28 protein-coding genes are annotated in these 26810 nt (G+C 46.2%); 14 read left to right on the forward strand and 14 right to left on the reverse strand.

The window, feature by feature from the left end:
• Positions 1 to 117 precede the first annotated feature (117 nt).
• The 7 genes from ACSHX2_RS08260 to rpe form a co-directional block, all read right to left on the reverse strand.
• A complete protein-coding gene (locus ACSHX2_RS08260; protein WP_435692392.1) occupies positions 118 to 360 on the reverse strand; it encodes a lipopolysaccharide assembly protein LapA domain-containing protein in 243 nt (80 codons plus the stop codon).
• A gap of 17 nt (positions 361 to 377) precedes the next feature.
• The gene (hemF, locus tag ACSHX2_RS08265; RefSeq protein ID WP_435692394.1) at positions 378 to 1289 is read right to left on the reverse strand and encodes an oxygen-dependent coproporphyrinogen oxidase; all 912 of its coding nucleotides are present in this window, start codon (positions 1287 to 1289) and stop codon (positions 378 to 380) included.
• A 17-nt stretch (positions 1290 to 1306) separates the two neighbouring features.
• Positions 1307 to 2257: a GYF domain-containing protein gene (locus ACSHX2_RS08270; RefSeq protein ID WP_435692396.1), complete on the reverse strand. Its 951-nt coding sequence runs from the start codon at positions 2255 to 2257 to the stop codon at positions 1307 to 1309.
• A 12-nt stretch (positions 2258 to 2269) separates the two neighbouring features.
• A complete protein-coding gene (locus ACSHX2_RS08275) occupies positions 2270 to 3295 on the reverse strand; it encodes a GYF domain-containing protein (protein WP_435692398.1) in 1026 nt (341 codons plus the stop codon).
• A 137-nt stretch (positions 3296 to 3432) separates the two neighbouring features.
• Positions 3433 to 4362, reverse strand: coding sequence for a PEP-CTERM sorting domain-containing protein (locus ACSHX2_RS08280; RefSeq protein ID WP_435692400.1), 930 nt, complete (start codon positions 4360 to 4362; stop codon positions 3433 to 3435).
• Positions 4363 to 4544: 182 nt separating this feature from the next.
• A complete protein-coding gene (lpdA, locus tag ACSHX2_RS08285; RefSeq protein ID WP_435692402.1) occupies positions 4545 to 5924 on the reverse strand; it encodes a dihydrolipoyl dehydrogenase in 1380 nt (459 codons plus the stop codon).
• 183 nt (positions 5925 to 6107) lie between these two features.
• On the reverse strand, positions 6108 to 6776 hold the full coding sequence (gene rpe, locus ACSHX2_RS08290; RefSeq protein WP_435692404.1) for a ribulose-phosphate 3-epimerase: 669 nt from the start codon (positions 6774 to 6776) through the stop codon (positions 6108 to 6110).
• A gap of 71 nt (positions 6777 to 6847) precedes the next feature.
• Here rpe and tadA point away from each other — a divergent pair, with 71 nt between their 5' ends.
• A complete protein-coding gene (gene tadA, locus ACSHX2_RS08295; protein ID WP_435692406.1) occupies positions 6848 to 7411 on the forward strand; it encodes a tRNA adenosine(34) deaminase TadA in 564 nt (187 codons plus the stop codon).
• 280 nt (positions 7412 to 7691) lie between these two features.
• On the opposite strand, the gene accC is transcribed toward tadA, so the two are convergent.
• Both accC and accB read right to left on the reverse strand, forming a co-directional pair.
• On the reverse strand, positions 7692 to 9056 hold the full coding sequence (gene accC / locus ACSHX2_RS08300; RefSeq protein WP_435692408.1) for an acetyl-CoA carboxylase biotin carboxylase subunit: 1365 nt from the start codon (positions 9054 to 9056) through the stop codon (positions 7692 to 7694).
• Positions 9057 to 9121: 65 nt separating this feature from the next.
• Positions 9122 to 9577 (reverse strand): acetyl-CoA carboxylase biotin carboxyl carrier protein, encoded by a 456-nt coding sequence (gene accB / locus ACSHX2_RS08305; RefSeq protein WP_435692410.1) that lies wholly within the window; start codon positions 9575 to 9577, stop codon positions 9122 to 9124.
• A 474-nt stretch (positions 9578 to 10051) separates the two neighbouring features.
• Between accB and ACSHX2_RS08310 the strand changes: the two genes are divergently transcribed.
• From ACSHX2_RS08310 to ACSHX2_RS08320, 3 genes are all read left to right on the forward strand, one after another.
• Positions 10052 to 10957: a serine/threonine protein kinase gene (locus ACSHX2_RS08310; protein WP_435692412.1), complete on the forward strand. Its 906-nt coding sequence runs from the start codon at positions 10052 to 10054 to the stop codon at positions 10955 to 10957.
• A gap of 62 nt (positions 10958 to 11019) precedes the next feature.
• The gene (locus tag ACSHX2_RS08315) at positions 11020 to 11853 is read left to right on the forward strand and encodes a CvfB family protein (RefSeq protein ID WP_435692414.1); all 834 of its coding nucleotides are present in this window, start codon (positions 11020 to 11022) and stop codon (positions 11851 to 11853) included.
• An 11-nt stretch (positions 11854 to 11864) separates the two neighbouring features.
• Positions 11865 to 12113, forward strand: coding sequence for a PLDc N-terminal domain-containing protein (locus ACSHX2_RS08320; RefSeq protein WP_435692416.1), 249 nt, complete (start codon positions 11865 to 11867; stop codon positions 12111 to 12113).
• 173 nt (positions 12114 to 12286) lie between these two features.
• On the opposite strand, the gene ACSHX2_RS08325 is transcribed toward ACSHX2_RS08320, so the two are convergent.
• The 4 genes from ACSHX2_RS08325 to ACSHX2_RS08340 all read right to left on the reverse strand — a co-directional run bounded on the left by ACSHX2_RS08325 (position 12287) and on the right by ACSHX2_RS08340 (position 13849).
• Positions 12287 to 12934, reverse strand: a complete 648-nt coding sequence (locus ACSHX2_RS08325; RefSeq protein WP_435692418.1) for a YceI family protein — start codon at positions 12932 to 12934, stop codon at positions 12287 to 12289.
• A gap of 171 nt (positions 12935 to 13105) precedes the next feature.
• On the reverse strand, positions 13106 to 13429 hold the full coding sequence (locus ACSHX2_RS08330; RefSeq protein WP_435692420.1) for a hypothetical protein: 324 nt from the start codon (positions 13427 to 13429) through the stop codon (positions 13106 to 13108).
• Between the two features lie 6 nt (positions 13430 to 13435).
• Positions 13436 to 13621, reverse strand: a complete 186-nt coding sequence (locus ACSHX2_RS08335; RefSeq protein WP_435692422.1) for a hypothetical protein — start codon at positions 13619 to 13621, stop codon at positions 13436 to 13438.
• A 24-nt stretch (positions 13622 to 13645) separates the two neighbouring features.
• Entirely contained in the window at positions 13646 to 13849 is a 204-nt protein-coding gene (locus ACSHX2_RS08340) for a hypothetical protein (RefSeq protein ID WP_435692424.1), read from the reverse strand.
• A 98-nt stretch (positions 13850 to 13947) separates the two neighbouring features.
• On the opposite strand from ACSHX2_RS08340, the gene ACSHX2_RS08345 reads away from it, so the two are divergent.
• Together ACSHX2_RS08345 and ACSHX2_RS08350 are read left to right on the forward strand one after the other, a co-directional pair.
• Positions 13948 to 15630 (forward strand): esterase/lipase family protein, encoded by a 1683-nt coding sequence (locus ACSHX2_RS08345; RefSeq protein ID WP_435692426.1) that lies wholly within the window; start codon positions 13948 to 13950, stop codon positions 15628 to 15630.
• Between the two features lie 2 nt (positions 15631 to 15632).
• On the forward strand, positions 15633 to 16664 hold the full coding sequence (locus ACSHX2_RS08350) for a DUF4105 domain-containing protein (RefSeq protein WP_435692428.1): 1032 nt from the start codon (positions 15633 to 15635) through the stop codon (positions 16662 to 16664).
• Positions 16665 to 16905: 241 nt separating this feature from the next.
• Here the strand turns inward: ACSHX2_RS08350 and ACSHX2_RS08355 are convergent, their stop codons facing one another.
• On the reverse strand, positions 16906 to 17400 hold the full coding sequence (locus ACSHX2_RS08355) for a hypothetical protein (protein WP_435692429.1): 495 nt from the start codon (positions 17398 to 17400) through the stop codon (positions 16906 to 16908).
• Positions 17401 to 17788: 388 nt separating this feature from the next.
• Between ACSHX2_RS08355 and ACSHX2_RS08360 the strand changes: the two genes are divergently transcribed.
• The 8 genes from ACSHX2_RS08360 to ACSHX2_RS08395 all read left to right on the forward strand — a co-directional run bounded on the left by ACSHX2_RS08360 (position 17789) and on the right by ACSHX2_RS08395 (position 26779).
• Complete coding sequence (locus tag ACSHX2_RS08360) at positions 17789 to 18751, forward strand: L,D-transpeptidase family protein (RefSeq protein WP_435692431.1); 963 nt, start codon at positions 17789 to 17791, stop codon at positions 18749 to 18751.
• Positions 18752 to 19072: 321 nt separating this feature from the next.
• Complete coding sequence (locus ACSHX2_RS08365) at positions 19073 to 19720, forward strand: 3D domain-containing protein (protein ID WP_435692433.1); 648 nt, start codon at positions 19073 to 19075, stop codon at positions 19718 to 19720.
• 92 nt (positions 19721 to 19812) lie between these two features.
• Positions 19813 to 20463, forward strand: a complete 651-nt coding sequence (gene nth / locus ACSHX2_RS08370) for an endonuclease III (protein WP_435692435.1) — start codon at positions 19813 to 19815, stop codon at positions 20461 to 20463.
• 286 nt (positions 20464 to 20749) lie between these two features.
• Positions 20750 to 21526, forward strand: coding sequence for a MotA/TolQ/ExbB proton channel family protein (locus ACSHX2_RS08375; protein WP_435692437.1), 777 nt, complete (start codon positions 20750 to 20752; stop codon positions 21524 to 21526).
• A gap of 76 nt (positions 21527 to 21602) precedes the next feature.
• Complete coding sequence (locus tag ACSHX2_RS08380; RefSeq protein WP_435692439.1) at positions 21603 to 22055, forward strand: ExbD/TolR family protein; 453 nt, start codon at positions 21603 to 21605, stop codon at positions 22053 to 22055.
• An 11-nt stretch (positions 22056 to 22066) separates the two neighbouring features.
• Complete coding sequence (locus ACSHX2_RS08385) at positions 22067 to 22525, forward strand: ExbD/TolR family protein (RefSeq protein WP_435692441.1); 459 nt, start codon at positions 22067 to 22069, stop codon at positions 22523 to 22525.
• 126 nt (positions 22526 to 22651) lie between these two features.
• Positions 22652 to 25705 (forward strand): tetratricopeptide repeat protein, encoded by a 3054-nt coding sequence (locus ACSHX2_RS08390; protein WP_435692443.1) that lies wholly within the window; start codon positions 22652 to 22654, stop codon positions 25703 to 25705.
• A gap of 24 nt (positions 25706 to 25729) precedes the next feature.
• Positions 25730 to 26779 (forward strand): hypothetical protein, encoded by a 1050-nt coding sequence (locus tag ACSHX2_RS08395; protein ID WP_435692445.1) that lies wholly within the window; start codon positions 25730 to 25732, stop codon positions 26777 to 26779.
• The last annotated feature ends 31 nt before the right edge of the window (positions 26780 to 26810 follow it).

Genomic DNA, 26810 nt, shown 5'->3' on the forward strand with positions numbered 1-26810 from the left:
AGGTGAGTGAAAAGTCATTCTCAAAGCCCTATGAAAACAAAAATTAGCTTTCAGCAGACTGAAGCCCGACAGAACCATTCGCAGAGTGGTATAACTGGATTTTAAATCGCTCCGTCGTTATCTTTTCTCAATTGATTTCTGAACTGAGCTGAGGCGTGAGCTTAGGCGCATGTAGGCGAGTACGAATCCTGCTAGAGCTCCCACCAAAAAGGTGAGAAAGAGTAGGAATGCCTGAGGCATTTCGATGCTAGTAAAGAGGATATTTGTGGTGACTTGTTCTCTATTTTGGAGAATTACAATCGCTGCTACTAATGTAATAGCAATGATGATGCCGAGGCGTATTTTTTTACCAGTAGTCATGGGTGTGGAAGTGTTTGTTAGATCCAGTCTTGCGGCTTTAAATAATGATCGTAGAGCTTAGCTTCTGGAGTTCCGGGCTCTGGATGGTAATCGTATTCCCAGCGAACTAGCGGAGGAAGCGACATGAGGATGGATTCTGTACGGCCACCGGACTGAAGTCCGAAAAGGGTGCCGCGGTCAAAGACGAGGTTGAACTCGACGTAGCGTCCGCGTCTGTAGAGCTGGAATTCTCGCTCGCGTTCGCCATAGGTGATGTCCTTGCGCTTTTCTACGATGGGTACGTAGGCATCACAGTAGCTGTCACCTATCGAGCGCATGAAAGCGAAAGAGTCGTCGAAGCCTAGTTCGTTAAAATCATCAAAAAAGAGCCCACCTACTCCACGAGGTTCATCGCGGTGCTTGAGGTAGAAGTAATCATCACACCATTTCTTAAAGCGATCATAGATGTCAGCGCCGAATGGATCGCAGGCATCTTTTGCTGTCTGATGCCAAAGCTTACAGTCTTCATCGTTGCCGTAATAAGGGGTAAGGTCGTAACCTCCGCCGAACCACCAGATGGGTTCAGCTCCTTCTTTTTGTGCGCAAAAGAAGCGCACGTTGGCATGGCTTGTCGGTACAAATGGATTATGCGGGTGCATGACGAGGGAGACTCCCATTGCTTCGAACGAACGCCCAGCGAGCTCTGGACGGTGCGCTGTAGCAGATGCTGGCATGGAAGCGCCATGGACGTGAGAAAAGTTCACGCCGCCTTTTTCAAAAACAGCTCCATTTGTCATGACGCGCGAGCGTCCGCCGCCGCCTTCTTCGCGTTCCCAGGAGTCTTCTTTAAAGGTGGCTTCATCGTCTACAGCTTCGAGCTGTTGACAGATAGAATCTTGCAGTTTTAGCAGATAGGATTTGATCGCGTCGAGGTCGATGTTAGTGCTCATTATTGTTGGAAGTGGTATTAGGCTTCATCAGTGCCGTGCTCAGCAGCGTAATTGATGACATCGCACATAGATTTCATGCCGACAAAGTAAAGCACAGAGCTAGCAAATAAGCCGAGAACACTGGTGATGATGATGGAGCAATGCGCGATACCCATGGCGAGGAAGGCGCCTTCGCTCGCTTTGGGAGCTGCGGTGAGGGTGGTGTGGCGGCTTTGGACTTTGTTCCATTCTTCTGCCCACTGGCGATAGGCTACGAAGATCCAATAGAGATTAAAGAAGGGAATGAAAAGGAAGCCGACAGCTTTGGCTGGACTCACAGCGGTTCCTGAAGGCTGTAGTAATGTCCAAGCTCGGTGCAGGTATATTAGCCCAAAAATGTAGGCAATAACTGAGAAAATCCAGCCAATGCTTAGTAGGACCGTAAAAGTCCCCATTCCTTCCATCATGGCAGATGTCATTTGGCTTTCTAGTTCTGTAAATTCAGCAGCTTGAGGGGTAAGCTCATTGCCAGTAGGAAAGCCGGCTTCACTTTGGCTCTCGGCAGCATGTTGTGCCTTTTGTTCCATCCGGCCTATTTCATTTTGAGCTGCTGCCATGGTGTTAGATAGAATCGTGGAGAATAAGAAAATATAACCAATGACGATGCAAAGGATGCCCACTGAACCGAATACCAGCAGCAGAGGGTAGTTGGTTTTTTTTACTTTCGGTAGGGAATATGTGGTGGAGTTTACACTATAGACAGGATTACTCACAGGTGATGTGTAGGCGTGAGCTTGTGGCAATGGAGGCGGCGTATTTACGTCTCTCTCAATATTCTTAAATTCTGTGACTTCAGAAGCTGATTTCCAGCTGCTCATGCCTTGTTTCCAAACGAGAGTGTCAGTCGGGAGCTCGCCGTTGAATTTTTTGCTGAGTTCTTGTTGGGAAATGGGGCCCGCTTGTTGGCCGTCGAGTGTGAAGTACCACATAAAAAGTGAGTTTTAGCTTTGGACTGCGATTGAGCGTTTTCCGCTGTGGAGGTAGCAATAGGAGATGGTGTGAGCGAGTATCACTACTGGGATAGCCCAGATGAGGCCAATGAATAAAGCCATCATGCCCGCCATGATGATGAGGAAGTTAATGAGTCCCAGGCCGATGATTCGCCATTTGTTTTGTCGAGTGAGTTCGGAGCTATATTTGAACGATTCCATCACGCCTAGGTCTTTGTCGACGATGGCGATTTGGTAATACATGTAGCGAATGGCGATGTAGATCCCTGGGATGATGAGGAAAATAGTTCCAACAAATATGGCTAAATAGTAAAGGATGGTAGCACCGATGACTTTAAGGAGTTTGCTGCCGCTTTGGGTGAAGAGTTGGCCAACGCTGGCTTCACCGCCTCTTACGTGAGTAAGAGCAAAAGCAGTGAGGCCCATAGCGAGGAATGCTTGGAAAATATTCGATACGATTTCTAATAAGCTACCTACAGGCCCTGTTTGGTTTTCTGCTTCAATCGAAGCGAAGAAGGCATCTGATGCTTCCATACTTTCGTAATTAATTTCAGGAGCAGTCTGAGGTCCATCGATAGCAGAGCCAATAGCTGAGAAAAGTCCAGAGATTACGACGATTACGATGAGGTACACGAAGCCAGTTAGAAAAACCAAGCCGAAGTTACGCATAGTGTGCTTCCAGCCCTGTTTGATGCAGAATCCTACATCTAATTGTACTGGTTCAGCTGGGAGCTCGGTTACTTCATTTACAATAGTCTGGTCGAGGACGTTTGAAGTGGGGCTCGCGTAGGGGTTTGTGTCACTGCTCGCTTTAGGTTCTTGAGGTGCACTGTTTGAATGTGCAGGGGAAGGAGGTTGTGTTTGAGAAAAATCGGGTATGGAGCTCGCTGTCAGCCACTCGCTCATCCCTTCTTTCCAGACGAGAGTGTCGGCAGGGAGTTGACCAGTGAGTTTATGAGTGAGTTCGTCTTGGGAGATGGGGCCGGCTTGTTTGCCATTGAGCGTGTAATACCACATGGGGATTTTGAGTGAAAAGGTTAGATGCTGAGTAAAATATTCTGTTGCAGCTTGCGGTTAGACCGAGTTGTTGGAAAGGAAAAAGGCGACTCGTTACCGAGCCGCCTTTTTTAAAGAAGAATATAATGTAGGGGGAATTAAACTGAAGCTGTTTTGCGCTTACGGCGTAAGAGCAAGCTAGTTGCACCGAGCGCAAGAAGGCTTGTAGAGCTTGGTTCAGGAACTGCTTTAACAACTAAATAAGGTGAGTCGATTAAACCTGTGTCCACACCGAAGAAGGCGTAGTCTGTTTTTGGCTCAGAGCCGGTGGCTGGTACGAGGATAGAGAGTTGAGTCACATCTTCCCAAGATGCGCCATTGAGGTCGGCATTTGTTAAGCTAAATGCAGAGAGCCCGATTCCCCGCGCTGTGTTGTTGGCGTTGTCTGGATCTATGGGATTGTAGCCAGAATCATCACTAGATACACGGTCAATAACCTGCTTACCAAATTCGGAAAAATCAGTAGGTCCAACTAAAATAGAGAAGAGTGTTGCTCCACCTGCATCAAGGAAGCTCCATAGATCAATTGACTGGTTATCAGCTCCATCACCTACGATGAAGGTTGGGCGGCTACCGCCTGCTGTTGGATCGCTCTTGAAGCTTAGATCAAAAGTAATCGTCCCAGGATCGTCTAGGGTATTATAGTTGAGGGCCGTTGAGAATGAGAGGCCGCGTGCGCCCTGTGTGAGGTAGCTAGATACATTCGCTTGGGTACCGTAGGCTAGTGTACCGTCACTTGTTGCAGTGGAGGGTTGAATAACTCCTGCAACCTCTTCTGAGGAGATAATGCTTTTTGTGCCGATTCCTGAAATAAAGTCGTTTGCAAGATATACAGTCGATGAGGAAACTGTGAAGTCAACAAGGTTGAGATTATTAACGGGAGTGATCGTTGAACTCGCTCCAGCGGCTACAGAGACATTTCCGGCAGCGCTGCCAGAGTCGTTCACTGTGATTGAGGTGACATCGAATACGGTGATAGCTGACGCTATGGGGGACGCTAATAATAGCGTGAGGGGAATAAGTTTCATATGTGTGTTGGGGGGTAAAAGTTTCCTTTTATCTCTGCTTCAATGAAGCAGCAATTGGCGTGCCATAAGTCGATGCTGAGTCGAGGTCAACGCTTATCTATGTTAGAATAGCTTTTGTCACATAAGCAAAAAAAGCAGCCCGGTGTGGGCTGCTTTTAAAAGAGGTGTTGATCTAACGTTTCTTAGAAGTGGATCGCGTGATCGTCTGCGTCGAGCGTTGCCTCGTGGATCGCTTCTGCAAGTGTTGGGTGGGCGTGGATGGTGCTGTGAATTTCTTCAGCAGTACATTCCATTTCGAGTGCGAGACCCATTTCAGCGATAAGCTCAGTAGCGTTGTCGCCAATGATGTGCGCGCCGAGGAGTTCGCCGTGTTCCTTACCGTAGAGGAGTTTAACGAAACCTTCAGTGTCAGCGGCAGCTTGCGCTTTACCGATGGCTGCGAATGGGAATTTACCGACCTTGTATTCGACGCCTTCTTCTTTAAGTGCGCGCTCTGTCTTACCGACGGATGCTACTTGTGGGTGGGCGTAAGTGCAGCCTGGGAAGTTGCCGACTTTACGTGGAACTTTTCCTTCTACGAACATTCCTTCTACGGCTTGAACGGCTTCGAAAGAAGCAGTATGAGCGAGCCATGGTGGGCCGGAGATGTCGCCGCATGCGAATACGTTAGGGATGGATGTTTCGTAACGATCACCAACCTTGATAAATCCGCGATCGAGTTCTGGTTCGAGTCCACCAGGAAGAACTGGAGCTACACCGATAGCCACGAGGCAGACGTCAGCTGTGATTTCCTGAGTTCCCTTTGCGTTTTCCACGGTAAGGGTTACAGAATCACCGTTGTCCTGAGTACCAGTTACTTTGGTTTCAGTGAGAACGTTGATGCCTTGCTTCTTGAAAGATTTACCGATTTCTGCACCCACCTCGTCATCTTCGACAGGGAGGATGTTAGGGAGCATTTCAATAAGAGTTACTTTAGTGCCGAATGCATTGTAGATGTATGCGAACTCTACACCGATCGCGCCTGCGCCGATGATGGCGAGTGATTTAGGTTGCTCTTCGAGGATCATCGCTTCTTTAGAAGAAATGACAGACTTACCATTGAATGGAAGTGGTGGAAGTTCACGTGACTTACAACCAGTGGTAACAAGAATGTTAGAACCTTCGAGAGTCTGCTTGGAGCCATCAGCAGCAGTGATTTCGACAGTGTTTTCACCAGTTACGGAGCCAAAGCCTTTGATGTAGTCGACTTTGTTCTTCTTAAAGAGGAATTCGATACCGCCAGCGAGACGTGAGGAAACCTTGCGGGAACGACCGACTACTGTGGACCAATCGTACGAGAGATTGTCGAAGGAAAGGCCAAACTCTTTAGCCTTTTTAGTGAGTGTCTGGTAGAGCTCTGCATTTTTGAGAAGAGCCTTTGTTGGGATACAACCCCAGTTGAGGCATGTGCCGCCTGCGCGATCCATTTCTACGCAAACTACTTTTTTGCCGAGCTGAGCTGCGCGAATTGCGCCAACATATCCAGCAGGGCCGCCGCCGATAACAATAAGGTCGTATGACATAATTTATCTATTTGTGTTGTGAAAATTTTTGCACGCTGACGAACAACGTGCTTTGAAAGTGGTCAAAGTAAGCGGAAATGACTACTTTTCAACCCTAAAGGCGGACGCCATTTCTAAATAAGTGGAATCTTTATAGGGTGCGCTCATGTGGCCGATGAATGCAATCCATGATGGCCTAGTTACCTAAGCGTCACGCATGGCAGTGATAGCGGCTTTCATGTCTTTTGCTCCAAAGGAAGACGAGCCTGCGACGAGGATGTTTGCCCCGGCTTTGCCAGCTATTGCTGCTGTTTGGGTGTTGATGCCTCCGTCGACTTCGATGTGAAAATTAAGGTCGTGCTCCGTCCGGAAAGCGGCTGCAGCTCTAACTTTGTTCATCATGTCTTCCATGAAAGCTTGGCCTCCGAATCCAGGGATGACGGTCATCGGTAGAAGTAGGTCAATGTGCGGAAGGTGGGGGATGACCTCTTCAAAGGGGGTAGCTGGGTTGAGGGCTAGGCCGGCGAGGACTCCGGCTTTGCGGATTTCCGCTAGGGTCTGGGCGACATCGTGTTCCGCCTCTACATGGACGGTGATCATGTCCGCGCCGCATGCTAAAAATCTTGGGAGGTAGTGATCCGGACGAGAAATCATAAGGTGAACATCTAGGAAGATGTCGTTGCTCTCGTGGATAGCCTGAATCATTTGCGGGCCGAAGGAGATGTTGTCTACGAAATGGCCGTCCATTACATCCAGGTGGAGCCAGTCAGCGCCAGAGTTGATAGCGCGGGTGACTTCTTCGGTGACGCGTCCCCAGTCTGCTGCGAGAAGGGAAGGGGCCATGATACGATCTGTGTGGTGCCAGTTCTTCATGAGCATGATACTAAAGACAAACTTATTAGTTTCAAGTTGGCAGTGTCAGATTGCGGTATTAAACCTATTCCATGAGCGAGGATTTCGTAATCGAGGGCAAGGGGGATGAGTATTACATGCGGCAGGCGCTTCGCGAGGCTGAGAAGGCTTATAAAGCTGGCGAGGTTCCGATAGGGGCTGTGATAGTTAAAGATGATCGTATCATTGCACGTTCATGGAATCAGGTGGAAACGCTTAAGGATGCTACAGCGCATGCAGAAATGCTGGCGCTGACTTCTGCTCAGAGCGTGGTGGGTGACTGGCGGCTGGAGGGTTGCACTGTTTATGTGACGAAGGAGCCGTGTCCTATGTGTGCAGGGGCTTTGGTGCACTGCCGCCCAGATAAAGTAGTGTTTGGTATTCCTGATCCTAAAGGTGGCGCGGCAGGGGGGTGGATCAATTTGTTAGATTCTAATCCACCTCTAAATCATAAGTGTGAAACTGTTGCTGAAGTTCTTAAAGACGATTGCCTTGCTATTCTACAGCATTTCTTTCGCGCTGCCCGAGCTAAGAAAAAGGAAGAGAGAGAGCTGCGAAAGCAAGAATCTATAGTAGATGGCGAGAGTGATCTAGCTGGTGGTCAAATGACTGATTGATTTTTTTTGATAATAAGAACGCACAAATCTCTAGACAAATCGCGTACTTTCGCGCAAATTGAACTTGCCACCTTGAGGCAATAAAGCAAAACGACACACACAATAAGGCGGCGAGCTTCGGCTCGTCGCCTCATTATTTTCTAGGGAAAAGTTCATCGTTAAGTAAAGTGGTTTTAGCGTTTATTTCTTGCGAAGTTTAAGCCAGAGGTCTCTGACTAGAACGAAAAAAACGAGACCCGTGTGGATCTCGTTTTTAATTAGATGGATGTTTTAAGAGTAATTAAGCTTTCTCAGCCATTTTCTCTTCGAGGAATTTACCTACCCAAGCGATATCGTATTTACCAGACTTGAAGTCCGGGTGATTGATGATCTCAAGTTGGAAAGGGATGGTGGTCTTAATGCCGCGAATCATGAATTCCTTGAGCGCGCGGTTCATGCGAGCAATCGCGATTTCGCGTGTGGCTCCAGTACAGATCAGTTTGGCGATCATGGAGTCGTAGAACGGTGGTACTGAATAACCGGAGTAGACATGTGTGTCTACTCGGACGCCTTTGCCACCTGGAGCGTACCAGAGATCGATCTTTCCAGGGCTTGGGGCGAAGTTGTTATATGGGTCTTCAGCGTTGATGCGGCACTCGATGGACCAGCCACGAGGTTCCGCATTTCTGACGTGATCGGAGAGTGGTTCGCCAGCAGCAACACGGATTTGCTCTTTGATGAGCTCACAGCCCATGACTTCTTCTGTAACTGGGTGCTCTACCTGAATACGTGTATTCATCTCCATGAAGTAGAAGTCGGTGGCTTCTGCATTAACGAGGTATTCAATAGTACCCGCGTTAATGTAGCCGATATTTTTCACGAGGTCCACTGAGGCTTTAGCCATACGAGCGCGGAGTTCAGGTGTGAGCAATGGTGATGGGCATTCTTCAATGATCTTCTGGTTTCGGCGCTGCATGGAGCAGTCGCGTTCACCTAGCTGAATAGCATTGCCGTGCGTGTCACCAAAGACTTGGAACTCGACGTGGTGTGGATTGAGAACGAGTTTCTCAAGGTAGCATTCGCCATTGCCAAAGCAGGCGATCGCTTCTTGAGAAGCCTGGTTATAGTGAACGATAAAGTCTTCTTCGCTGAAGGATGGGCGCATCCCGCGACCGCCACCACCGGCAGTGGCCTTGATCATTACGGGGAAGCCAATTTCCTTAGCAAGTTTAAGCCCATGTTCGGCTGAGTCGAGGATGCCATCGGAGCCGGGAGTGACTGGAACGCCATTCTCAAGAGCTGTGGCGCGGGCTGTGTTCTTGTCGCCCATTTGGCGTATAGTGTCAGCCTTAGGCCCGATGAAGGTAATGTCGCAGCTTTCGCAGATTTCCACGAAGCGTGCATTTTCTGACAGGAATCCGTAACCTGGGTGGATGGCGTCTGCTTCTGTGACCTCGGCAGCCGCAATGATGCGGTCAGGCATGAGGTAGGAATCTTTCGACGGGCCAGGCCCAATACACACTGCTTCATCGGCGAGTTGAACGTGCATGGAGTCAACATCAGCTTCTGAGTATACAGCAACAGATGCGACGCCTAACTCACGGCAGGCACGGATGATTCGGAGAGCGATTTCGCCACGGTTGGCGACTAAGACTTTTTTAAACATGGTACAGACAACTGTTCTTACAGCTCGGGATTCAGGTGAAAGTGGCGTTTCGGCAGGAGCCGTATTTATTTAAGTGTGAAGAGCGGGTCACCGTATTGAACTGGTGTTGCGTCTTCTGCGTTGATCGCGGCTACAACACCAGAGGTCTCTGCTTTAATTTCATTCATCACCTTCATGGCTTCGATGATACAGATAGTCTGGCCTTCACTGACTGTATCGCCTACTTCTATGAAGTTAGGGGAGTCAGGAGTTGGTTTGCCATAAAATGTGCCGACCATTGGAGAGTTGATAGTTTCGCCAACCGGTGCTACGTCTGCTGCTGGAGCAGGAGCTGCAACCGGAGTGGCTGGAGCAGGAGCTGCAGCTACTTGAGCTGGCATGGCAGCGAAGGCAGCTTGGACTGAATCGGCATCGAGGCCTTTTTTCAGCTTGAGGTTGAAGTCTTCCTTTTCGAGATGGAAGTAGGAAAGATCGTGCTCATCCATGAGCTCTACGATTTTGCGGATGTCATTGTGGTCCACGATAGTAATTTGGCTGAGTTAGTGTTGATCAGGCACCGACGCCCGAGTCGGTGTGAAGGTCTACAGGCTAGCGGTAGCGAGTGGAAAGCGTCAAGCTCCGATGGGTGCTAGTTTAGTTATGTAGATTTGTTTCGTAAATTGCTTATTGTTATAGTGTTTGGAGTATTTTATTGGTGTTTCTTGTTGAATTGTGAAGCTATCCAGGTGTTTTTTTCCCCTTTAGGACGCGAGAAAGAAGATTTAAGAAAAATTAGCGGATTATTTCTAGAATAGTGGCATTTCTAGTTCTTTAGAGCTCTTTAATCTTCTAAATATTGTCATAATCAAAATTAATTTTGAGGGCTAATATGAAGCGACTTATGTGTGCAATGCATATTAATATGTGGGTTATTTGGGTGTGCGTATGCTGTTAATGCTCTAGCATTCGAAAATGCGTCTTGTCGGAAATATAGCATTTGCCTAACGTCGCTTTAGATGGACGAACGCTACCGAATTGATCAAGAACTAGGCAAAGGGAGGGCAGGTGCGGTGTATGAAGCATATGACACTGAGCTTAACCGTCTAGTGGCGCTTCGACGGTTCGACACATCGGAGGAAAATTTGAATAATGAGGATTGGCTGCGCCGTTTTAACGAGGTGGTGAGCGATCTATCAGGAATCAGCCATTCTAATATTCTATCAGTGTTTGATGCTGGAGTAGATGAGAGTGGTCCATTTATCGTGACTGCTCATGTTGAGGGGCTTCGGATAAGTCAGATTTTGAAGCAAAATGAGCAGATGAGTCTGCGCGGTCTTTATGATCTCACTACGCAATGTTTGGATGCTCTCCAGGCTGCTGAAAATGCCGGTTATTACCATCATGCTTTATGCCCATCTTCTATTATAGGCACGCCTAAGGCCTCGGGTGGGTACCATTATATATTGATGGATTTAGGTCATTCGAAGCTCATTCCTTTAATCGCAAGTGGTGACAAACTCGCGCTCTCTAAGACTTTAGATCCAGCGTTGATGGCACCGGAAATTTTTGAGGGCAAACCCTGTGGCGCTAAAAGTACTCTCTACATGTTAGGTCAGCTTATTTATTGGGTCGCCGTAGGTGGTCATCCGCTAGCGGGGCTTTCATTGGAGCTGGCGCACGCTAAGCACCAAGCGGGTGAGATCCCTTACCTCCGAGCATATCGTGCTGATATTCCAGAGGTATTTCGCAAATGGATCTATTGGCTAATTGAGTCAGATTTAGAGAAACGTCCATCATCAGTGATGACTGCAATCGACGAATTGCCATCCTTTGAAGAGGCTACTACAGCTCCGAGTTTACCTCAACCAATGCGTATGGGAGCCGAGGATATGAATCCTGATTATAAAGCGGAGTCAAAGTAATCTTAGGCGAGCGAGCTAAACTTTGTCTTTCTATCATTGTCATATAGAAGTAGGGATGAAGCATGATTGAACTTGGTAAGATGAATACCCTTGAGGTGACGCGTGAAGAAGAACGTGGCATTTACCTCGAAGCTGGAACTGATGGAGAGATCCTGCTGCCGATCAAAGAGGTTCCAGAGAATACGTTTCTGGGTGATATGCTCGAGGTCTTTATCTATCGTGACTCTGCTGATCGTCTTATTGCCACTACCTGGACACCTAAAGCGATGGTGGGTGACATTGTCGTTCTCGAAGTGATGCAAGTGACGCCTCATGGCGCATTCCTGGACTGGGGCTTGGTGAAGGATCTGATGCTACCGTTCGGTGAGCAGAAGCGTAAAGTGAGTCAGGGAGTGAATGTCGTAGTTCGTGTGTATGTCGATGAGGAGACGCGTCGAATAGCTGCTACAGCAAGGCTTGGTCGTTATTTAGGAAAAACAGACCGTCGCTATCTAGAGAATGAAGAGGTTGATATCATGATAGTGGATCGTACAGATCTTGGTTACCGCGTAGTGGTCGAAGGTCAGGACTGGGGCTTGCTCTATCACAATCAAATTTTCCAAGCATTAGAAATTGGTCAAAAGCTGAAAGCTTACGTGCTGATGACCCGTCCGGACGGTAAGTTAGACATCATGCTGCAGAAGCCTGGCCCAGAAAAAGCAATGAACCTAAGTCAGCAGATTCTTGATAGGCTTGAGCAAAGTGGTGGCTTTTCTGAATTAGGTGATAAAGCTGATCCTAGTGCGATTCTAGCCGCTTTCAATGTGAGTAAGAAGACTTACAAGAGAGCTCTTAGCCAATTATTTAAAGAGAGAAAAATTCTTTTTGAAGAGGGCGGTATTCGCCTAGTGAAGTAATTTTTCAGGAAATGTTAGCCGAGAAAGTACAGATACTAATCTCAGACGCCTTAGCAGGTGATCCTGTGAGTGTCATTGCCTTGGGTTGCTTCGTCGCTGTTTACTCTCTCCTAACACTCGTTCTACTGAGGCAACTTATGTCGCGAGACGGGAGCGGGTGGAAAAAAGTGTTCTGGGCTGTGGTGCTTTTTGTCCCGGTCTTGGGTTGGATGTTTTATTTAGCTTTCTACACACCGCCTGCTAGCCGGCAGTTCCGGTGAGGTTAGCAATGATCTAGCAGTTCGCTAGATGTGTTGTACGATATCTGGGTAATGCAGAGCTTACCATGCTAGCTGTATGTGTTGCCATAGTTGGGGTGTCATCCGATGGCAATATTGTTGGATTGATGAAAGTTCCCTCTGAGAGTTAGTGGTTCAGAGGGATATGTAATTTGTTAGGAGTCGGTGCTGCTTGCATCTGGTTTGGCATGAAGGTCAAAGCGAATGACTACTTCTTTACGAATGAGGTCATCTTTTTTACCTGCATATTTCACATCAAAATCAAATCGGTTGATGAAGAAGTCAGCTTTCACGTTAATAGTGTCTGGAGTTTGATTTACCGATACGGGAATGTTGATTGACTTGGTAATGCCGTGGAGGGTGAAGTTCCCTGTGAGAAGATGAGTTTCTCCTGTAGGCCCAGTTTTTTCTTCGATGCCTGTGACTACGAATTTAGAATTAGGGAATTGGGGTACATCGAAAAAGTCCGGATTTTTAAGGTGGCTAGTAAGTTTTTCGGAGTCAGACCAAGTGGAGTCCATATCGATGAGGACTTCGTGGCCACTGGCGGTGAGAGTTTTTCCGTCCACATAAAAGTGGCCTGAGAACTTTTTAAATCCTCCTTCATGGCTTCCGGTTACCTTAGAGCCAACAAAGGTGATTTTAGAGTTATCTGTAAAATTCCATTTCTGACCAGTTACTACACTGGTGGGGACTTCTTTAGCGTCGGAGACTTTGGCAGCAGTAGAGTTGTCTGCTGGGTTTTCACAGGAAACGAGTAGTAGTGTGGTAGCGCTAGAAAGCGCGAGGAGAGTATTTTTCATGGTACTGGTTGTAATTATGTTAGATTTTTATTTGGGTATACGAAACTACTTATGATCAAAGAGTAGAGCTTAATCCTCTTCTATAGCTAGGAGGAGTATGTTGTTTTTTTCTTCCGTAAAATTTGCATGCAGATCTGTAAGAAGCCGAGGGTTGTGCGAAGCAACTAAGCTCTAATTCTGTTTGGCGATGAGTTGATTCGCTTTTTTGATAGAGCTCGGGTCGAGTTGATCCCGTTCCACATTGAGAATTTTCCCTGAAGATGTCTTAAAAATGTAGGTTTTCTCATGTTCTATGCGTATGAGTTTGGCGGATAGAGTGCTCCCTTTTGAGGATTTCCAGTCTGTAAGAGTTGGTTTTTTTAGTGTGATGATAGAAGCTGTGTCTTCACTCTCGCTTTTTTGAGTAGTTGTTGAGGCTAATAAGTCGGCCTTTTTAGCCTCTCGTACTTGCTTTTTTGAGTCTCTAAAGAGATCTGAGAAATCTTGGGGTCTCATTTGCTCTTAACTAAATGAGCCAAATTCTTGGGTCATGTCTGCGCTAGTAATGAGTAACTTAGGGATATATGTTCCCGGAAGATTCGAGACTTTCGTTTTCAGTTCAGCTGGGAGGTTTTTGAGTTCCTCTTTATTAGAGGAATCGATAAAGAGAACGATACTCCACGTGCGAGTTGCTTTTATAGCTGTCAAACTGACAGTTCCACTGCAGATATTTCAGATGGGACTGAGCTTGCTGTTGCTGTAGAGGACGACTAGCGGTTTTTCTTTTTCCGCTGCTTCAGCTCTAGCCTTGTCGATGTCGCCGACTCGATAGACTGAACTGCTAAGTTCCAGAGCAAAGCTAGAGGTATATGAGTATAAAAGAGCAAGCGCGACTAAGACTTTCATGGGAGACTGATACATCAGTTGCTTACGCATATCAATATTTGAGTTCTCCAGTCGGGTTGGAAGGGGGGAGTTCGACACAGATGCATGGTTGACTGATGTGTGTCTAGTTTATAGACCACTATGAAGTCATGAAAAAATCTCTATCAACTGGACTATTGTGTCTATCATTAATGTTACTTTGCCAGTGTGGCGGTAAGATTCATGTTCGTGAGGAGCTGAAGCCTATTAGCTCAATTGCGCTGAATCATGATGTAGAAGTAAACGATACAGAGAGAGTGCTTTTTAACGCTTTGTATAAAAAAATAGAGGTTGCAAGGAAGTTGGAAAAAAATGATCCAGAGCGGGCGATGGGTCTGTATCTGGAGGCAGCACATGAAGCTTATGCGTATGAAGATCCGTTGGTGTTACCTCTCTATAACCATGCCGTTGGTCAAGTAGCTGATTTATTTCATGAATTAGAGCTCAGTCAGGGAGCTTCCTTTCAAGGGGTGAAGAGAAATTATCAATTGAGCGTTGATAGTTCACTAGCTCATACCTATCCAAGCGGGAGCTTTGACGATCTTGTTCCGGTTGACTGTCTCAAACGCAGCGGACTAAGGTCTGAGGTGAGTCAAGCTGGAGTTGGAGCACCAATGGTAGCTCAACACGGCACAACAGGTGATAAAGAGAATCCATTTATTAGTCCACTAGGTGGTGATTTTAATCTGACTGCTATCATCGAATTTTCTTCGAGTGGGAAAGCTGTACTCCGATTTTATGATGTGACAAGAGAGCATCAGATTACGTTTTTGGGGGAAGAACGACCACTTAATATTAATCTGTCAGCAGCCTATTATATGGCTGTTTATCACAAGACTGTCATCGGAGGATTTTCAAGAATCATGGGTGTGTTTCGCCCAGCTCGATACTCAGGAAGAATGGGTCTCTATCTAGAGTCTCGTTATGACCCGGAGAAGATTCCATTAATTCTAGTACATGGTTTGGTTTCTAGTCCAATGACTTGGATTGATCCCATGAACGAACTTTTTTCTGATCCAAGCATCCGCTCAAAGTACCAAGTGTATACTTATTACTATCCAAGTGGGTTTCCTGTTAGGATGACTGGTGGGAAATTGAAAGCGGATCTCATTCGTTTGCAAGAATATGCACAAGCCAACGGTGGTGGTGAGCAAGCCGATAAGATGGTGGTTTTTGGGCATAGTATGGGAGGTTTACTTACTTCGGTTAATGTGAGGGAGATTAATGGATCTACATGGAGTGAACTCTCGAATGTTCCTATCGGAGGTTTATCTGTTACCGAGCAAATTAGGAATGATTACCAGCTCTTGTTTGAAGAACCTCAAGTGGCTGGTATCAAGCGTGCAGTTTTTTTCTCAACTCCTCACCGAGGCAGTAATATGGCAAATACATGGTATGGAGGTTTTATCTCCTTGATGATCGCTATACCGAGCCAGTTCGTGCAGCTCGACTTGGTCGGTATGACTCAGTCGATGACGGATTTAGGTAGGACAGTATTTAACCAAGATGGGCCAGTAAATGGAATGATGACGCTACAAGCAGGTAATCCCGTTTTAGACTTTGTCGCAAAGAAGCCAATCCTGCCGCGTGTGACTTATCACTCTGTGATAGGTGATCATGGTAAAGGTGATACTCCCGATAGTTCAGATGGAGTAGTCCCTTATTGGAGTTCGCATATCGACGGAGCTGAATCCGAGCTCATCGTTCCATCTGGACATTCCTCGCATCGTGATCCAATGGCTATCAAGGAGATGCAGCGTATCTTGCTGGAGCATCTCGAACAGAACTCCTAAAAATGTCGACCGTTCTCAGTATTCAATCGAATTGGTTGAAGAAGCTGCTACGTGTGTTTTCTAACATTTTGGTGGGTTTCTTCATACTCTACTTTTTCGGGGCAATTTTTTACGATGGTCCATTGGGGCAAGCGAATATTTGGAATGCTCTAGTGGCGCTGATTTGGGTTTCTGCTTTTTTCTATTTATGGAGAAAAATGGTAGTTCGGTGGAAGAAATTACTAGTGGCGCTAGTGGGGTGTTTGCTGGTTATTATCCCTTGGAGCTTTATTAAACCGTCTAACGAGAAACCTTGGACTGTTGATTTTGAAAAGACCGGGTGGGTAGAAATAGAGGGAGAGATAATCACTTTTTATAATTTCCGTGATTTTGATTACCCAATGGAAGTTGATGGTAAATGGGGTATCGATCCGGTATGGAGAACGAAGACCGTTCATCTTTCCAAGCTTCAAGGCATGGATATTTTCCACGATAGGTTCTTAGGGAACTTCATGGCCCATCCTATCTTGTCATTCGACTTCGGTGAGGATGGGCGTGTGTGTTTAAGTGTTGAAACACGGAGAGAAGTTGGTGAGGTCTTTAGTCCTATAGGAGGACTGTATAAGATGTTCGAATTGCAGTACATTTTTACTGCTGAGACCGATGCTATTCGTGTGCGGACGAATGTTCGGGAAGAACCTGTATTTCTTTATAAATCTGCTCTGAGTATCGAAAAAATCCGCTACCTTTTTCTCAGTTCAGTGGTCGTGCAAAATGAGTTAAAGGAGAGCCCGCAGTTCTACAATGTGCTGAACGCAAACTGTACGACAAGTATTAGAAATCAGTTTCCTAGTTCAGAGCGTTCACCGTTCGATATCAGGATGCTAGTCAATGGCTTGCTCGATGAATATCTTTATGAAAAGGGGGTTCTAGAGACGGATGGGCTGAGTTACGAAGAATTACGTGATGCCTGTCAGATCAATACGGTAGCCGAGGATGCACATAGTGATCCACGCTTCTCATCGCTTATTAGAGAAGGTCGGCCAGGACAATAATACTATAATCTATTAGATGCCTACTTTAGCTTCCTTTCTGTGCACTGCGTTGTTGCTCTTCATGTCACGGATATAAACCTGCTCATTCATACACCTTGCTTCGCTGGAAATTCTCTACATCACCAATAACGCTGGTTACCGGAGGTACCCTATAGAGTGGATGCTGGCTCTTTGAGTGCCCAAAAAACCCCTTGATCCTAATTAGATCAAGGGGTTTAGAAAAAAATGTATTTAGAGGTACTTACTTTGTCACAGCAGGCACGTTCTCAGGGCTGAGTTGTGCTGATCTTACAGAAGGGATCATGCGGATAGGTACTATTCTGCCACCTGGGAAATCAATTGGGTTTACCTTATTGTTCTGTCCTTGAGCAGTGCCGTTTTCCGCGCTTATTTTATTAAGTGCAGCAACAATTGCCGGCTTTGCGTCGGGAGCAGTAGCGAAGGCGTAAGATGCTATTTCAGAAGCCATCTTTGGTGCAGCTGTGGCTGCAGCTTCGACGATTTGTCCAACAAGGGCTTCATCTGCGTCAGTTGCAATAATAGCAGCTTTGACTACTTCACCAGCACAGGCTTCGTTTTGTGCAACAAGCTTCGATACGAGCTTGAGAACGTCCTCGGGAGCTTTGGTGATTTCTGTCTTTGCTGTTTCTTCAACAGTTGGACATGCTTTGTTCTCAGCGGCAAAGGCTGCTGAGCCGGTTAAAAGTGCTGCCAGTAGTGCAATTGTATTTTTCATATGGAGTAGGGAGGGTTTCGGGATGCAAACTCTCTTTGTCCTGAATGCGAACTGGGAGGCGCTTTCTCATCAGGAATGGAGTTATATGTTGTTTGTCGTGAGCTAAAGTGAGTAAAACACTATAACTTAAACATTGTTGTATGGTTTTTTAAGGATCTTGATGGGAGAAGGCAAGCATTTTCTTATTATAATGAATAGATAGTGCACTTCTCTTAATGAGCTACCTTTTAACTGTTTACAGGTATTAGTTGGGAGGTTTTTTATTTACCGGTGATGTTGCTTGGTTGGCTCATGGGGTTAGGTCTTAGGTGTTCTTTTCCTGTTAGTTTCCGCTTGTTCCTTCTTGTTCCTTCTTGTTTGCGGTGTATGTCCATTGTTAATGAAATTGATGAAACCTCTCTTTATCGCGGCTCTGGCCGCGGCTGTAGTGGGCTTGAGTTCTTGCGCGACAACAACTTCCCAAACAAAATTAGCTCCAGGTCAATATGAATGGCATCCAGAGCGTTCTTCGTCAGGTCCTGTGCTAATGGTCGTCAGTATCGATGATCAGATGGCGTATGTGTACCGTAATGGTGTGCAGATAGCTCGTTCGACTGTAAGTACGGGCCGTGCAGGTAAAGAGACTCCGACTGGGGTATTTACTATTTTGCAGCGCAAAGTGGATCATGAGTCTAATATTTATAAAGGAGCAAAAATGCCTTACATGCAACGTCTCACGTGGACCGGGATAGCAATGCATGCTGGAGATCTTCCTGGTTACCCCGCGTCTGGTGGTTGTATCCGCCTGCCTTACGAGTTCTCTGAAAAAGTATATGGAGTGTTGAGCAATGGCTCTACTGTAGCAATTACTCAGAAAGGAACAGTGCCGTCCTATTCTAAGAAACCTGCGAGTGTCTTGATGGCATCTAGTGCGAAGAGTATTTCGAATAAGGCGATTCCAGATCCACAGGGTCGTGTGATGTGGGAGCCGGGTAAAAGTCGTAGTGGTCCCTACTCAGTACTACTTTCGTATGCAGACAAAACAGTTTATGTTTGGCGTAATGGTATAAAAATTGGCCAAAGCCCGATGTCGATAGCTCCTGGAGCTACACCTGCCGAGGGTGTTTTTATGAAACTTGAGGGTGGTTCTGGCCCTAGCTCGTGGTCTGTACTTAGTCTAAACGGAGGAAAGGTGACTGGCGATCCGGCTGGAAGTATTGCTAATAATATTAGTTTCCCAGCTGAGTTTCGCGGTAAAGTGCGAGGCGTGTTAACGCCGGGAACTATTTTACTTGCGACTAATGATGCTTCGAATGCAAATACAATGTCAAAGCGTGACTTTGGTATTATTCAGCCAGAGGTGAAGCAGTAAGTTTCCTGATTTTCTGAGCCGCGTTTCTCGAAAGAGAGCGCGGCTCTTTTTTGAAAAAACGAGGAAAGATACTAAAAATCGGATGGCGTTCTTACAAAAAACACATCTTTTTTGATCTTTTTAAGAATGCTCTACATTCCCTATGGAATGGGGTTTTGGGTGAGTTTTGTTTTAAAAAGTGGGGGTGTTTTTGCTGGTAAGTTTCAAAAAAAGATTTGCCCTAGGTGCCAACCCGTCTTAGAAGTCCGCCCCTTTCAGGGGTGGGACTTGTTGATACTCAACATTCCGTGATGAATATTTAATGAATTTTTAGTGATGATTATGGCGAGTTTACTTTTAAAGGCAGGAATGGGATTAGTGGCAAGTGCTGCATTTACGAGCTGCTCGATGCAGAGCGAAACCTATGTGCATGGGCAAAAAGTAGAAAAAGGAATGCCACACCCAGCGAATCCTAAGCTAGTCCGTAAGGGTCAGCAAATACAACGTAAAGACAAGCATGGGCTGCCTACTTATAAGGTTTCAGATAATGTGCGTTATGTGCGTACCACCGCGTATTCGAACTTGGAATATGAAAAGGGTTGTCACGGCCTGAAGAGCGCGGCGGGTTCATCTCTGAAATATACGAACACAGTGCGTAGTGCGGCTGCTGACTGGTCGATATACCCAATGGGAACAAAATTTAAGATCAAGGGCTTGCCTTATATATATGAGGTGAACGATTACGGTTCAGCGCTCGTCGGAACTAATACGGTAGATCTGTTTAAGCCAAATCTGACTAAAATGAATAGGTGGGGAACGCGTAAGGTGGAGCTCACTGTGATCGAGTGGGGGAGTTTCGAGAATAGTCGCAAGCTGCTCAAGGGTCGTACACGTTACTCGCATTGCCGTAAGATGTATGAAGCAATCGTGAGAAAAATGGATTCAGGGCAGCTGGCAAATCTAAATCAGTCATCTAACTCAGCGATGTAGTTGGGTTCCGAGAAATTTTCAAAATGCCGCATACTTTAGAGGTGTGCGGCATTTTTATTGGACAGACCTATAGGCTGCGGTAGATCTCTGGCATGTTGAAGGCTGAAAGAGCGCAGTGGGTTATGGAGAGGCTAGAGGAACTATACCCTAAAACTCCAATACCTCTGGATCACAAAGATCCATACACATTGTTAATCGCTGTCCTGCTTTCGGCTCAGTGTACTGATGCGCGTGTGAATCTTATCACGCCTGCATTGTTTGAGCTGGCTGATAACCCATATGATATGGCGCAGCAGTCAGTAGAGAAGATTCAGGAGATTATTCGGCCATGTGGTCTCTCTCCGAGAAAGTCGAAAGCTATTTCCGAGTTATCAAAGATCCTCATTGAGAAGCATGGTGGAGAAGTGCCGCAGGATTTCACTGCCTTAGAGTTCCTTCCTGGAGTGGGGCATAAAACTGCATCCGTGGTCATGGCTCAGGCTTTTGGAGTGCCAGCCTTTCCAGTGGATACTCATATTCACCGACTCGCGCAGCGTTGGAAACTGACTGACGGTAAAAATGTCGAAAAAACCGAAGCAGATCTGAAAAAGCTCTTTCCTGCTGAAAAGTGGAACAAGCTGCACTTACAGATTATTTTCTATGGACGAGATGCGTGTACCGCGCGTGGCTGTGATGGGACGGTTTGTAATTTCTGCCGGACGTTATTTCCGCGACGGAAATCTCCTGTGGTCACCAAAAAGTAGAGGGGAATTGGGTTTAATTTATTAAGTTTTCTGTACTATCTTCTTTGAGTAAGAAGGTTACGTAATTTTTTTTCGTGAAATGCTGTTAGGTGGGAGTTGGTATAACCGTTCTAGTTTCAATATTTTTTGGGGGTTGCGGAATTAAATAGTGAGAAGTAGTGTTCGTTTTTGCAATTTGATCCTTTACTCGAGGCAATCGATTCGCAGAATCATTCCTCCTATATGGTTGAGTAAGATCAGGCCATAGATAGGCATACATACACACCGACATCCATTCATAGATCACATGAAAACATTCGCATATCGCCCGCTCAAAACTGCCGGCCTTTCTCTCTTGACTGCGTTAGCATCAGTTTCGCCACTTTTCGCACAAGACGGAGGAGAATCCAGCGCTCTCGATAAATACCTCCTTGAAGGTGGGGGATTGACGATTTTCATTGTCGCGGTCGGCCTTCTCTCACTCGTCGGACTTTCCGTTTATAATTTCATTAACCTTGGAAAGGCTAAATTCTGCCCAGATGATCTCAAGGCAGCTCTTTTAGACCACATGACAAATTGTCGCGTGCGTTCAGCGATCGAACTTTCCGCATCTCATCCGTCTTACCTTGGGCGCATGCTTGCATATTCTCTTCCTAATATTGACGCGACACAGCCAGAGAATCTTGGTCGTGATGGAGTCGAAGACGCGATGGCAGACTTCTCTATCAATGAAAACCGTAAGCAGATGATATGGATCAACCTCATTTCACTAGTTGCGCAGTCCGCTCCTATGCTTGGGCTTTTCGGTACAGTGTTTGGTATGATTGCGGCCTTCGCGACATTGAAGACAGCAGGAGCTAAGCCTGATCAACTCGCTGGTGATATCTCCGTAGCCCTTCTTACTACAATGTGGGGACTAGTTATTGCGATTCTTTCCGTGATAGCTTATTTCTTCTTTAAGTCTCGCTACAACAGTCTCGTGGCTGAGTGTCAGCAGACAGCTGAGGAGCTTCTTAACGCTTCTGTTCAGACAGTGAACGGTGACGCGCATCTTGCGAAGATTCCTGAAGGTCTTGCTGTTTAATTCCCTGTATTCGGGGTAGTATGGTGGCGCAAATTCTTAGGAGTTTGCGCCAATAACTCTAACACCAAGAAATTCTATGGCATCCAAAAAACTGAGAGCGCAGAACGCTCATGTAGAGGAAGAAGCTAAAATGGACATGTCTCCCATGATTGACATGGTTTTCCTTTTGCTTGTGTTCTTTATTGTGGTTTCCACACCGATGGTGGTGCAGCTGGATCCTGAGGTGAAGCCTTCTGTTGCATATAATGCGAAGGCTCCAGATGACAAGCGCGGGCGTATCGTCGTCAATGTGCGTAAGGACGGCTCTATCTATCCTGTAGATTTTGACGAAGGAGAACTCGAGGAAGAGTCTGACATCGTTAAATATGTTAAGGAGCAAAAAGCGGATTACGGTGACGAATATAAGGTGAAGCTTCACCTCCGTGGAGATAAGGAATCAGTATTTAAGTACTCGCGAAAAGTGATCCGTGCTGCCGCAGAGGCTGGCGTGAATGACGTTATTTTTGCCGCGTACGACTTTGAAAATTAAAACTTTAGAATATGTCTAGACGTAAACACAGTACACTCACTGATGAGGATGAACCGGAATTGGATATCTCTTCCTTGATCGACGTATGTTTCCTACTTCTGATTTACTTCATGGTGACTGCTACTATCCAGCCTCGCGAGAGTGATATCGGGTTAGAGCTCCCATCATCAAGCTCGAACTCTGTCCCTAATGATGTAGAGCCAATGCTGATCGAAGTTCAGGATGATGGTTCGGTCATTGTCGATAATGATGAGAAGATGGATCTTGGGGCGAGTGGACCGAAGCGTGATTTGCCGCTTCTCCGTCAGCGCTTAGAGACTTATAAGCTAGGTGTCGAGGCGGGCGGTTCAGAGGCTATCGTACAGGTAGCTGTTCGCGGAGAAGCTCCACAGCAGTCGGTAGTCGATGTTCTCAACTGTTTAGTTGGAGTAGAAATCGACACGGTCACCTTCACTGATTTCCAGGACTAATCAGCCATTTCCCAAATTCCCTTATAGCTTTCCCAGATGTCTGCTATATTGCGACCAGGGTTCTATTTAGGACGTTTTCTAAGGATTGCGTCCTTTTTTAATCAAACACTTTCCAACACACCTAAAATGAAAACTCAACATTCACTCACTCTCGCTTTAGCTATCGCTAGTGCCTCATTGGTGGGGTTCACTCCTAGCACAGCTAGTGCCGAAGCTATTGGGGTAGCTGTTCCCAAGGGACTCACTGCTCTGAAGGAAGAAAAATGGGCAGACGCTCAGAAAATATTCGCTGCAATCGTCGCAGAGCATGGCAAGAGTGCTAAGCAAATTGGAGATAAATTTGGTAATATCTATTACTGGAAGGGGAATGCTGAGTTGAAATTGGCGGCAGAGGCCAAGAGTGCAGGAGACCTAGGAAAGGCTAGTGAGTACTATACTCTCGCTAAGAATTCATTAGAGGGCTGTTATAATACGGGTAACAAGAGTGGTCAGAACCAGAGTCAGGTGAAGGCTCTACTCTTTAAAGCGCAAGCAATGCAGCAACTGGAAGAGTATGCTGGTGCGATCGAGGCCTACCAAAAATTTATCAACGAGCGCAAGGATGGAGACAAGTTTGATCCAGGAATGTTTAACATTAACATGGCGGTTTGCCATTTTAAGCTGCAACCAGCAAAGTTAGCAGAAGGTCTTCCGTATTTCGAAACTGCGTTGAAAAATAAAGCGCGCTGGAATCTTGCCGAAGCCCCAGTAGTGGGAACTTTCCAAGCCTTTACCCAGGCTGTGATTGCGGCGGGTGATGAACCTAAATTGGTTGATTTCATTAATCAAAATCGTGCTGTATTGACACTCAAGCCTTTTCAAATGGTGCAGTTCACACCGTTTTATCAGAAATTAGCGACAGATGTTTTGAAGGCAAATATGCCTGATGCCGCTTACACGCTTTTTGCATTAGTGCCAGGAACCAAAGTGGCACTGGATGATCTTAAGGTTCTACAAGAGAAGTTGAAGTCGTACCCTAGAGATGGGCTGAAGGATGGCGATGCAACAATCTATAAGGAGAAGGTAGATGAGTGGTTAGAGAGCCTTAGTAAGAGAGAGCGCGATGGCGACCCACCAGAGGTTGTGGCTTTATCCGCATTGGCTTATACTCATGAATCTTCTGGGAATAGCCTTGGTGCACTAGCGATCTATGAGCAGTTAGAAATGTACTTTAAGGGATCCAAGCGACGCGAAGATAATCTCTATAACTTAGCGCGAGTCGCTTATGGCCTTGGTGATATTGAGCGTACGATGAAATACGGGAGAGTCTTCAAGAATGCATTCCCTGATAGTGAAAAAGCGGATCTCACTTATACTGTTATGCTGAGTAGTCTCTTCCAAGGAGGTGAGTATGCAGAATGTGAGGAGCTGGCTAGTGAAACACTCGTAGCTTTCCCTGATAAGTCTGAGGTCAACGATCTGGCCCTCCACATGCAGGGAGCATCTAAGTTTTATCAAGGCAAATACAGAGAGGCCTTACCAATCCTAGAGGACCATCAAAAACAGTACCCAGATAGTAAATCTAAGTTGGCAACTACGTATTTCGTAGCTTCGAACCTAGGAAAAATTCAGGATTGGGCGCGCTCTGCTGCCAGCTTAGACGCGTTTATTAAGAAGTATCCAACTGCTGCGGCAAACCCTTATCTTCCTTATGCCCTATTAGATCGAGCAGATGCTGCCTATAATCTAGAAGAAGACGAAATTGCCCTAGCGAATGTAGCGCGGCTTCTTGAGGAATTCCCCAATATCTCAGTACTAGATTCAGCTTTGATTCTTAGAGGTAAAGTAGAGCAGGAAACGAGTGAATATGAAAAGGCTACGGCAAGTTATAAGCAGGCTTTAGAGTTTTCAAAGAAGACTGGTAATGCTTTTGGGCAAACTGAGGCTCTTTACCACTTGGTATCCTTATTAGGTAAGGACAAGATCGGGAATAAGGCGAATCCTAAGATGAAAGAGGCATTGCCTTACTACGAGGAGTTCTGGGATAAGCATACGCAATCTCCATATGCTACTCAGGTGGCAGTAGCTGGTATGTCAGCAATGGTTGAAGCGGAGCGTACTCAAGAGGGATTAGATAATCTCAAAAATGCAATTGTCAGAGTGGCTAAGCAGAAAAATCCAGCTGGTCTTGACCGTGCAATTAATTCTTACACGACAAGCTATCTAGCTGCGAAGAAAGCTGCTGGTGTAGATTCCGTGGTAGCCGCGAATGAACTTAAAGACCATTACTACTCATTCCCTGTACCTAACAACGATGTAAGGAGCCGAGCGCTCCTCATGTTTGCAGTGTTGGGTGTGTACCAAGAGGGATACAATACCGCAGTTAAGGTGAAGGACACCGAGTTAGCGAACAAAAATAAGGCGCAGATCAGTGCTTTGTTTAAAGTGATGGAAGCTGATTTCCCTGTGGATAAGCTTTCTGATCAGATCTTGATTAGCATCGCTGATTACCTACGTGAGAAGACCGCTTCTCCACGCCGGGCTATTCCATATTATGAAGAGCTTCTTAAGCGACGTGATAAAAAGCATCATTTAGCGGCCCGTTTTGGTACTGCAGATGTACTCGGTCAAGTAGGGTCCAAGCAAGAAATGAACAAGGCGATCAAAGATCTTCGTGCAATTTATTCTGAGAATAAAGACTCGAAAGCCAAAGGCGAGCGTGCAGCCGCTACTGGAGCGCAGAATCGGATTATCGCGATTTATGCGAAGCAAGGAAACTACGATATGGCGGTCGAGGAAGGTCTCGCCTACCTCGACTCGAAAGACTCTAGTTATCGTAGCCAAGTGCAGCTGATACTTGCTGAGTCATACGATGCGAAAAAAGAGTACAAGAATGCGATTAAGTACTATGTGATCGTTTCCAATGGTAAAGATGCTGTAGTAGCAATACCGGCAAAAGATCGTGCTACTGAGTTGATGTGGGATCACGGAGTTGAGCAAGCGGGAAGATCTCGTATGCAGGCAGCCTATGAAGTGGCCGCAATCTACATCAAGTTCAGTCGTGACTGGTTTGAGAAGAATAAATCTGAAATACCAACAGCGGCACGTGAAGCCTGGCTTAATATCGAGGCGCGTGTGAAAAAATGGGAAAGCAGTGGGCAGATCAAAACTCTTGAGCAAATCGCTGCTGAGAAAGGTTAATTTTAATACTTTAATTCTATCATTATGAAAATTTTATCAAAAGTTGCCGCATTGACTGTTATTTTGACAGTGCCAGCATTGGCGCAACAAGCGTCTACTCCAGGCGTCATCACCTTGAGCGATGGAGCTGTACGCAATGGCTACATCGTCGGTTCTACAAAAACGAGTGTGTTCTATTTGGAGTCGGAAGCTGACGAAAAGCCACAAAGTGTAAGGCTTAGCCAAGTGGAGAGTGTCTACCTTATGGAGCCCTCTGATTACACGAAAGCGATGGCGCTTTTTGAGGATCGCAAGTACAGTGAGGCTTATAAGAGGTTTGAGGAAGTGAAGAAAAAATACAAGAAGCTCGAGCTTCTCCCAGATAACTTCCACCATCTCGCGGGCTACTATATGCTCGAATGCCTTCGTAAGCAGCAGGATCTAGCAGCTCTGTCTAAAGCGGTGGCAAGTTTTGGTACTCCAGAGCTTCTTAGAGAGAATCAGCAGCAGCAGCTTGAAACGTATCCATTTTGGAATGCTGTGAATGCTAAAGCATGGGGTCGTGTGATCCGTATGGCAGAAGATTGGCAAGCAAAGCGCCTTCCTATTTCCATCCGCGCTCAAGTAGCGTACTGTCATGGACTGGCTTTAGAAAATGAAGAGAGAGCTGAAGATGCGCTTTTTGCCTATGCTGTAGCAATGACTGCTGATTATACTCAGTCTGAAGTGATTGTGCGCAATGCGGTATTAAACTCGCTTAGGGTTTATAAATCTCTTCCGTCAGTGAAGAAGGCTCTCGAAAGCAAATCTAAAGATGATCCAGATCTTAGGGCTGCAGCTGCTTTAGCAGCCCTTTATGAGCGTGCTGGTTTCGGCGCAGGGGTGGCACTTCCCGCTGAATATAAAGTTTTACTAGAGTATGCTCCAGAGGTCGTTGTCCCTGCTGAGAAGGAGGACGATCCAGCGGCGAAGCCTAAGGAGAAAGCTGAAGACACTAAGCCGGCTGTGAAGGAGAAGCCTGCGGCTAAGCCCGCAGCCAAGAAAAAACCAACTCCGAAAAAGAAGCCAGCTCCAAAGAAGAAGGCTTCTAAGTAGTAAGAAACCCTTTGTTCAACATTGAATCATT

Source organism: Rubritalea sp. (assembly GCF_051252225.1).
In the GTDB taxonomy this organism is placed as follows: Bacteria; Verrucomicrobiota; Verrucomicrobiia; order Verrucomicrobiales; family Akkermansiaceae; genus Rubritalea.

Bases quoted from the DNA above. Each gene is read 5' to 3' on its own strand.
- ACSHX2_RS08260 (WP_435692392.1), bottom strand. From the start codon at position 360: ATGACTACTGGTAAAAAAATACGCCTCGGCATCATCATTGCTATTACA.
- hemF (WP_435692394.1), bottom strand. From the start codon at position 1,289: ATGAGCACTAACATCGACCTCGACGCGATCAAATCCTATCTGCTAAAA.
- ACSHX2_RS08270 (WP_435692396.1), bottom strand. From the start codon at position 2,257: ATGTGGTACTTCACACTCGACGGCCAACAAGCGGGCCCCATTTCCCAA.
- ACSHX2_RS08275 (WP_435692398.1), bottom strand. From the start codon at position 3,295: ATGTGGTATTACACGCTCAATGGCAAACAAGCCGGCCCCATCTCCCAA.
- ACSHX2_RS08280 (WP_435692400.1), bottom strand. From the start codon at position 4,362: ATGAAACTTATTCCCCTCACGCTATTATTAGCGTCCCCCATAGCGTCA.
- lpdA (WP_435692402.1), bottom strand. From the start codon at position 5,924: ATGTCATACGACCTTATTGTTATCGGCGGCGGCCCTGCTGGATATGTT.
- rpe (WP_435692404.1), bottom strand. From the start codon at position 6,776: ATGAAGAACTGGCACCACACAGATCGTATCATGGCCCCTTCCCTTCTC.
- tadA (WP_435692406.1), top strand. From the start codon at position 6,848: ATGAGCGAGGATTTCGTAATCGAGGGCAAGGGGGATGAGTATTACATG.
- accC (WP_435692408.1), bottom strand. From the start codon at position 9,056: ATGTTTAAAAAAGTCTTAGTCGCCAACCGTGGCGAAATCGCTCTCCGA.
- ACSHX2_RS08310 (WP_435692412.1), top strand. From the start codon at position 10,052: ATGGACGAACGCTACCGAATTGATCAAGAACTAGGCAAAGGGAGGGCA.
- ACSHX2_RS08315 (WP_435692414.1), top strand. From the start codon at position 11,020: ATGATTGAACTTGGTAAGATGAATACCCTTGAGGTGACGCGTGAAGAA.
- ACSHX2_RS08320 (WP_435692416.1), top strand. From the start codon at position 11,865: ATGTTAGCCGAGAAAGTACAGATACTAATCTCAGACGCCTTAGCAGGT.
- ACSHX2_RS08325 (WP_435692418.1), bottom strand. From the start codon at position 12,934: ATGAAAAATACTCTCCTCGCGCTTTCTAGCGCTACCACACTACTACTC.
- ACSHX2_RS08330 (WP_435692420.1), bottom strand. From the start codon at position 13,429: ATGAGACCCCAAGATTTCTCAGATCTCTTTAGAGACTCAAAAAAGCAA.
- ACSHX2_RS08340 (WP_435692424.1), bottom strand. From the start codon at position 13,849: ATGCGTAAGCAACTGATGTATCAGTCTCCCATGAAAGTCTTAGTCGCG.
- ACSHX2_RS08345 (WP_435692426.1), top strand. From the start codon at position 13,948: ATGAAAAAATCTCTATCAACTGGACTATTGTGTCTATCATTAATGTTA.
- ACSHX2_RS08350 (WP_435692428.1), top strand. From the start codon at position 15,633: ATGTCGACCGTTCTCAGTATTCAATCGAATTGGTTGAAGAAGCTGCTA.
- ACSHX2_RS08355 (WP_435692429.1), bottom strand. From the start codon at position 17,400: ATGAAAAATACAATTGCACTACTGGCAGCACTTTTAACCGGCTCAGCA.
- ACSHX2_RS08360 (WP_435692431.1), top strand. From the start codon at position 17,789: ATGAAACCTCTCTTTATCGCGGCTCTGGCCGCGGCTGTAGTGGGCTTG.
- ACSHX2_RS08365 (WP_435692433.1), top strand. From the start codon at position 19,073: ATGGCGAGTTTACTTTTAAAGGCAGGAATGGGATTAGTGGCAAGTGCT.
- nth (WP_435692435.1), top strand. From the start codon at position 19,813: ATGTTGAAGGCTGAAAGAGCGCAGTGGGTTATGGAGAGGCTAGAGGAA.
- ACSHX2_RS08375 (WP_435692437.1), top strand. From the start codon at position 20,750: ATGAAAACATTCGCATATCGCCCGCTCAAAACTGCCGGCCTTTCTCTC.
- ACSHX2_RS08380 (WP_435692439.1), top strand. From the start codon at position 21,603: ATGGCATCCAAAAAACTGAGAGCGCAGAACGCTCATGTAGAGGAAGAA.
- ACSHX2_RS08385 (WP_435692441.1), top strand. From the start codon at position 22,067: ATGTCTAGACGTAAACACAGTACACTCACTGATGAGGATGAACCGGAA.
- ACSHX2_RS08390 (WP_435692443.1), top strand. From the start codon at position 22,652: ATGAAAACTCAACATTCACTCACTCTCGCTTTAGCTATCGCTAGTGCC.
- ACSHX2_RS08395 (WP_435692445.1), top strand. From the start codon at position 25,730: ATGAAAATTTTATCAAAAGTTGCCGCATTGACTGTTATTTTGACAGTG.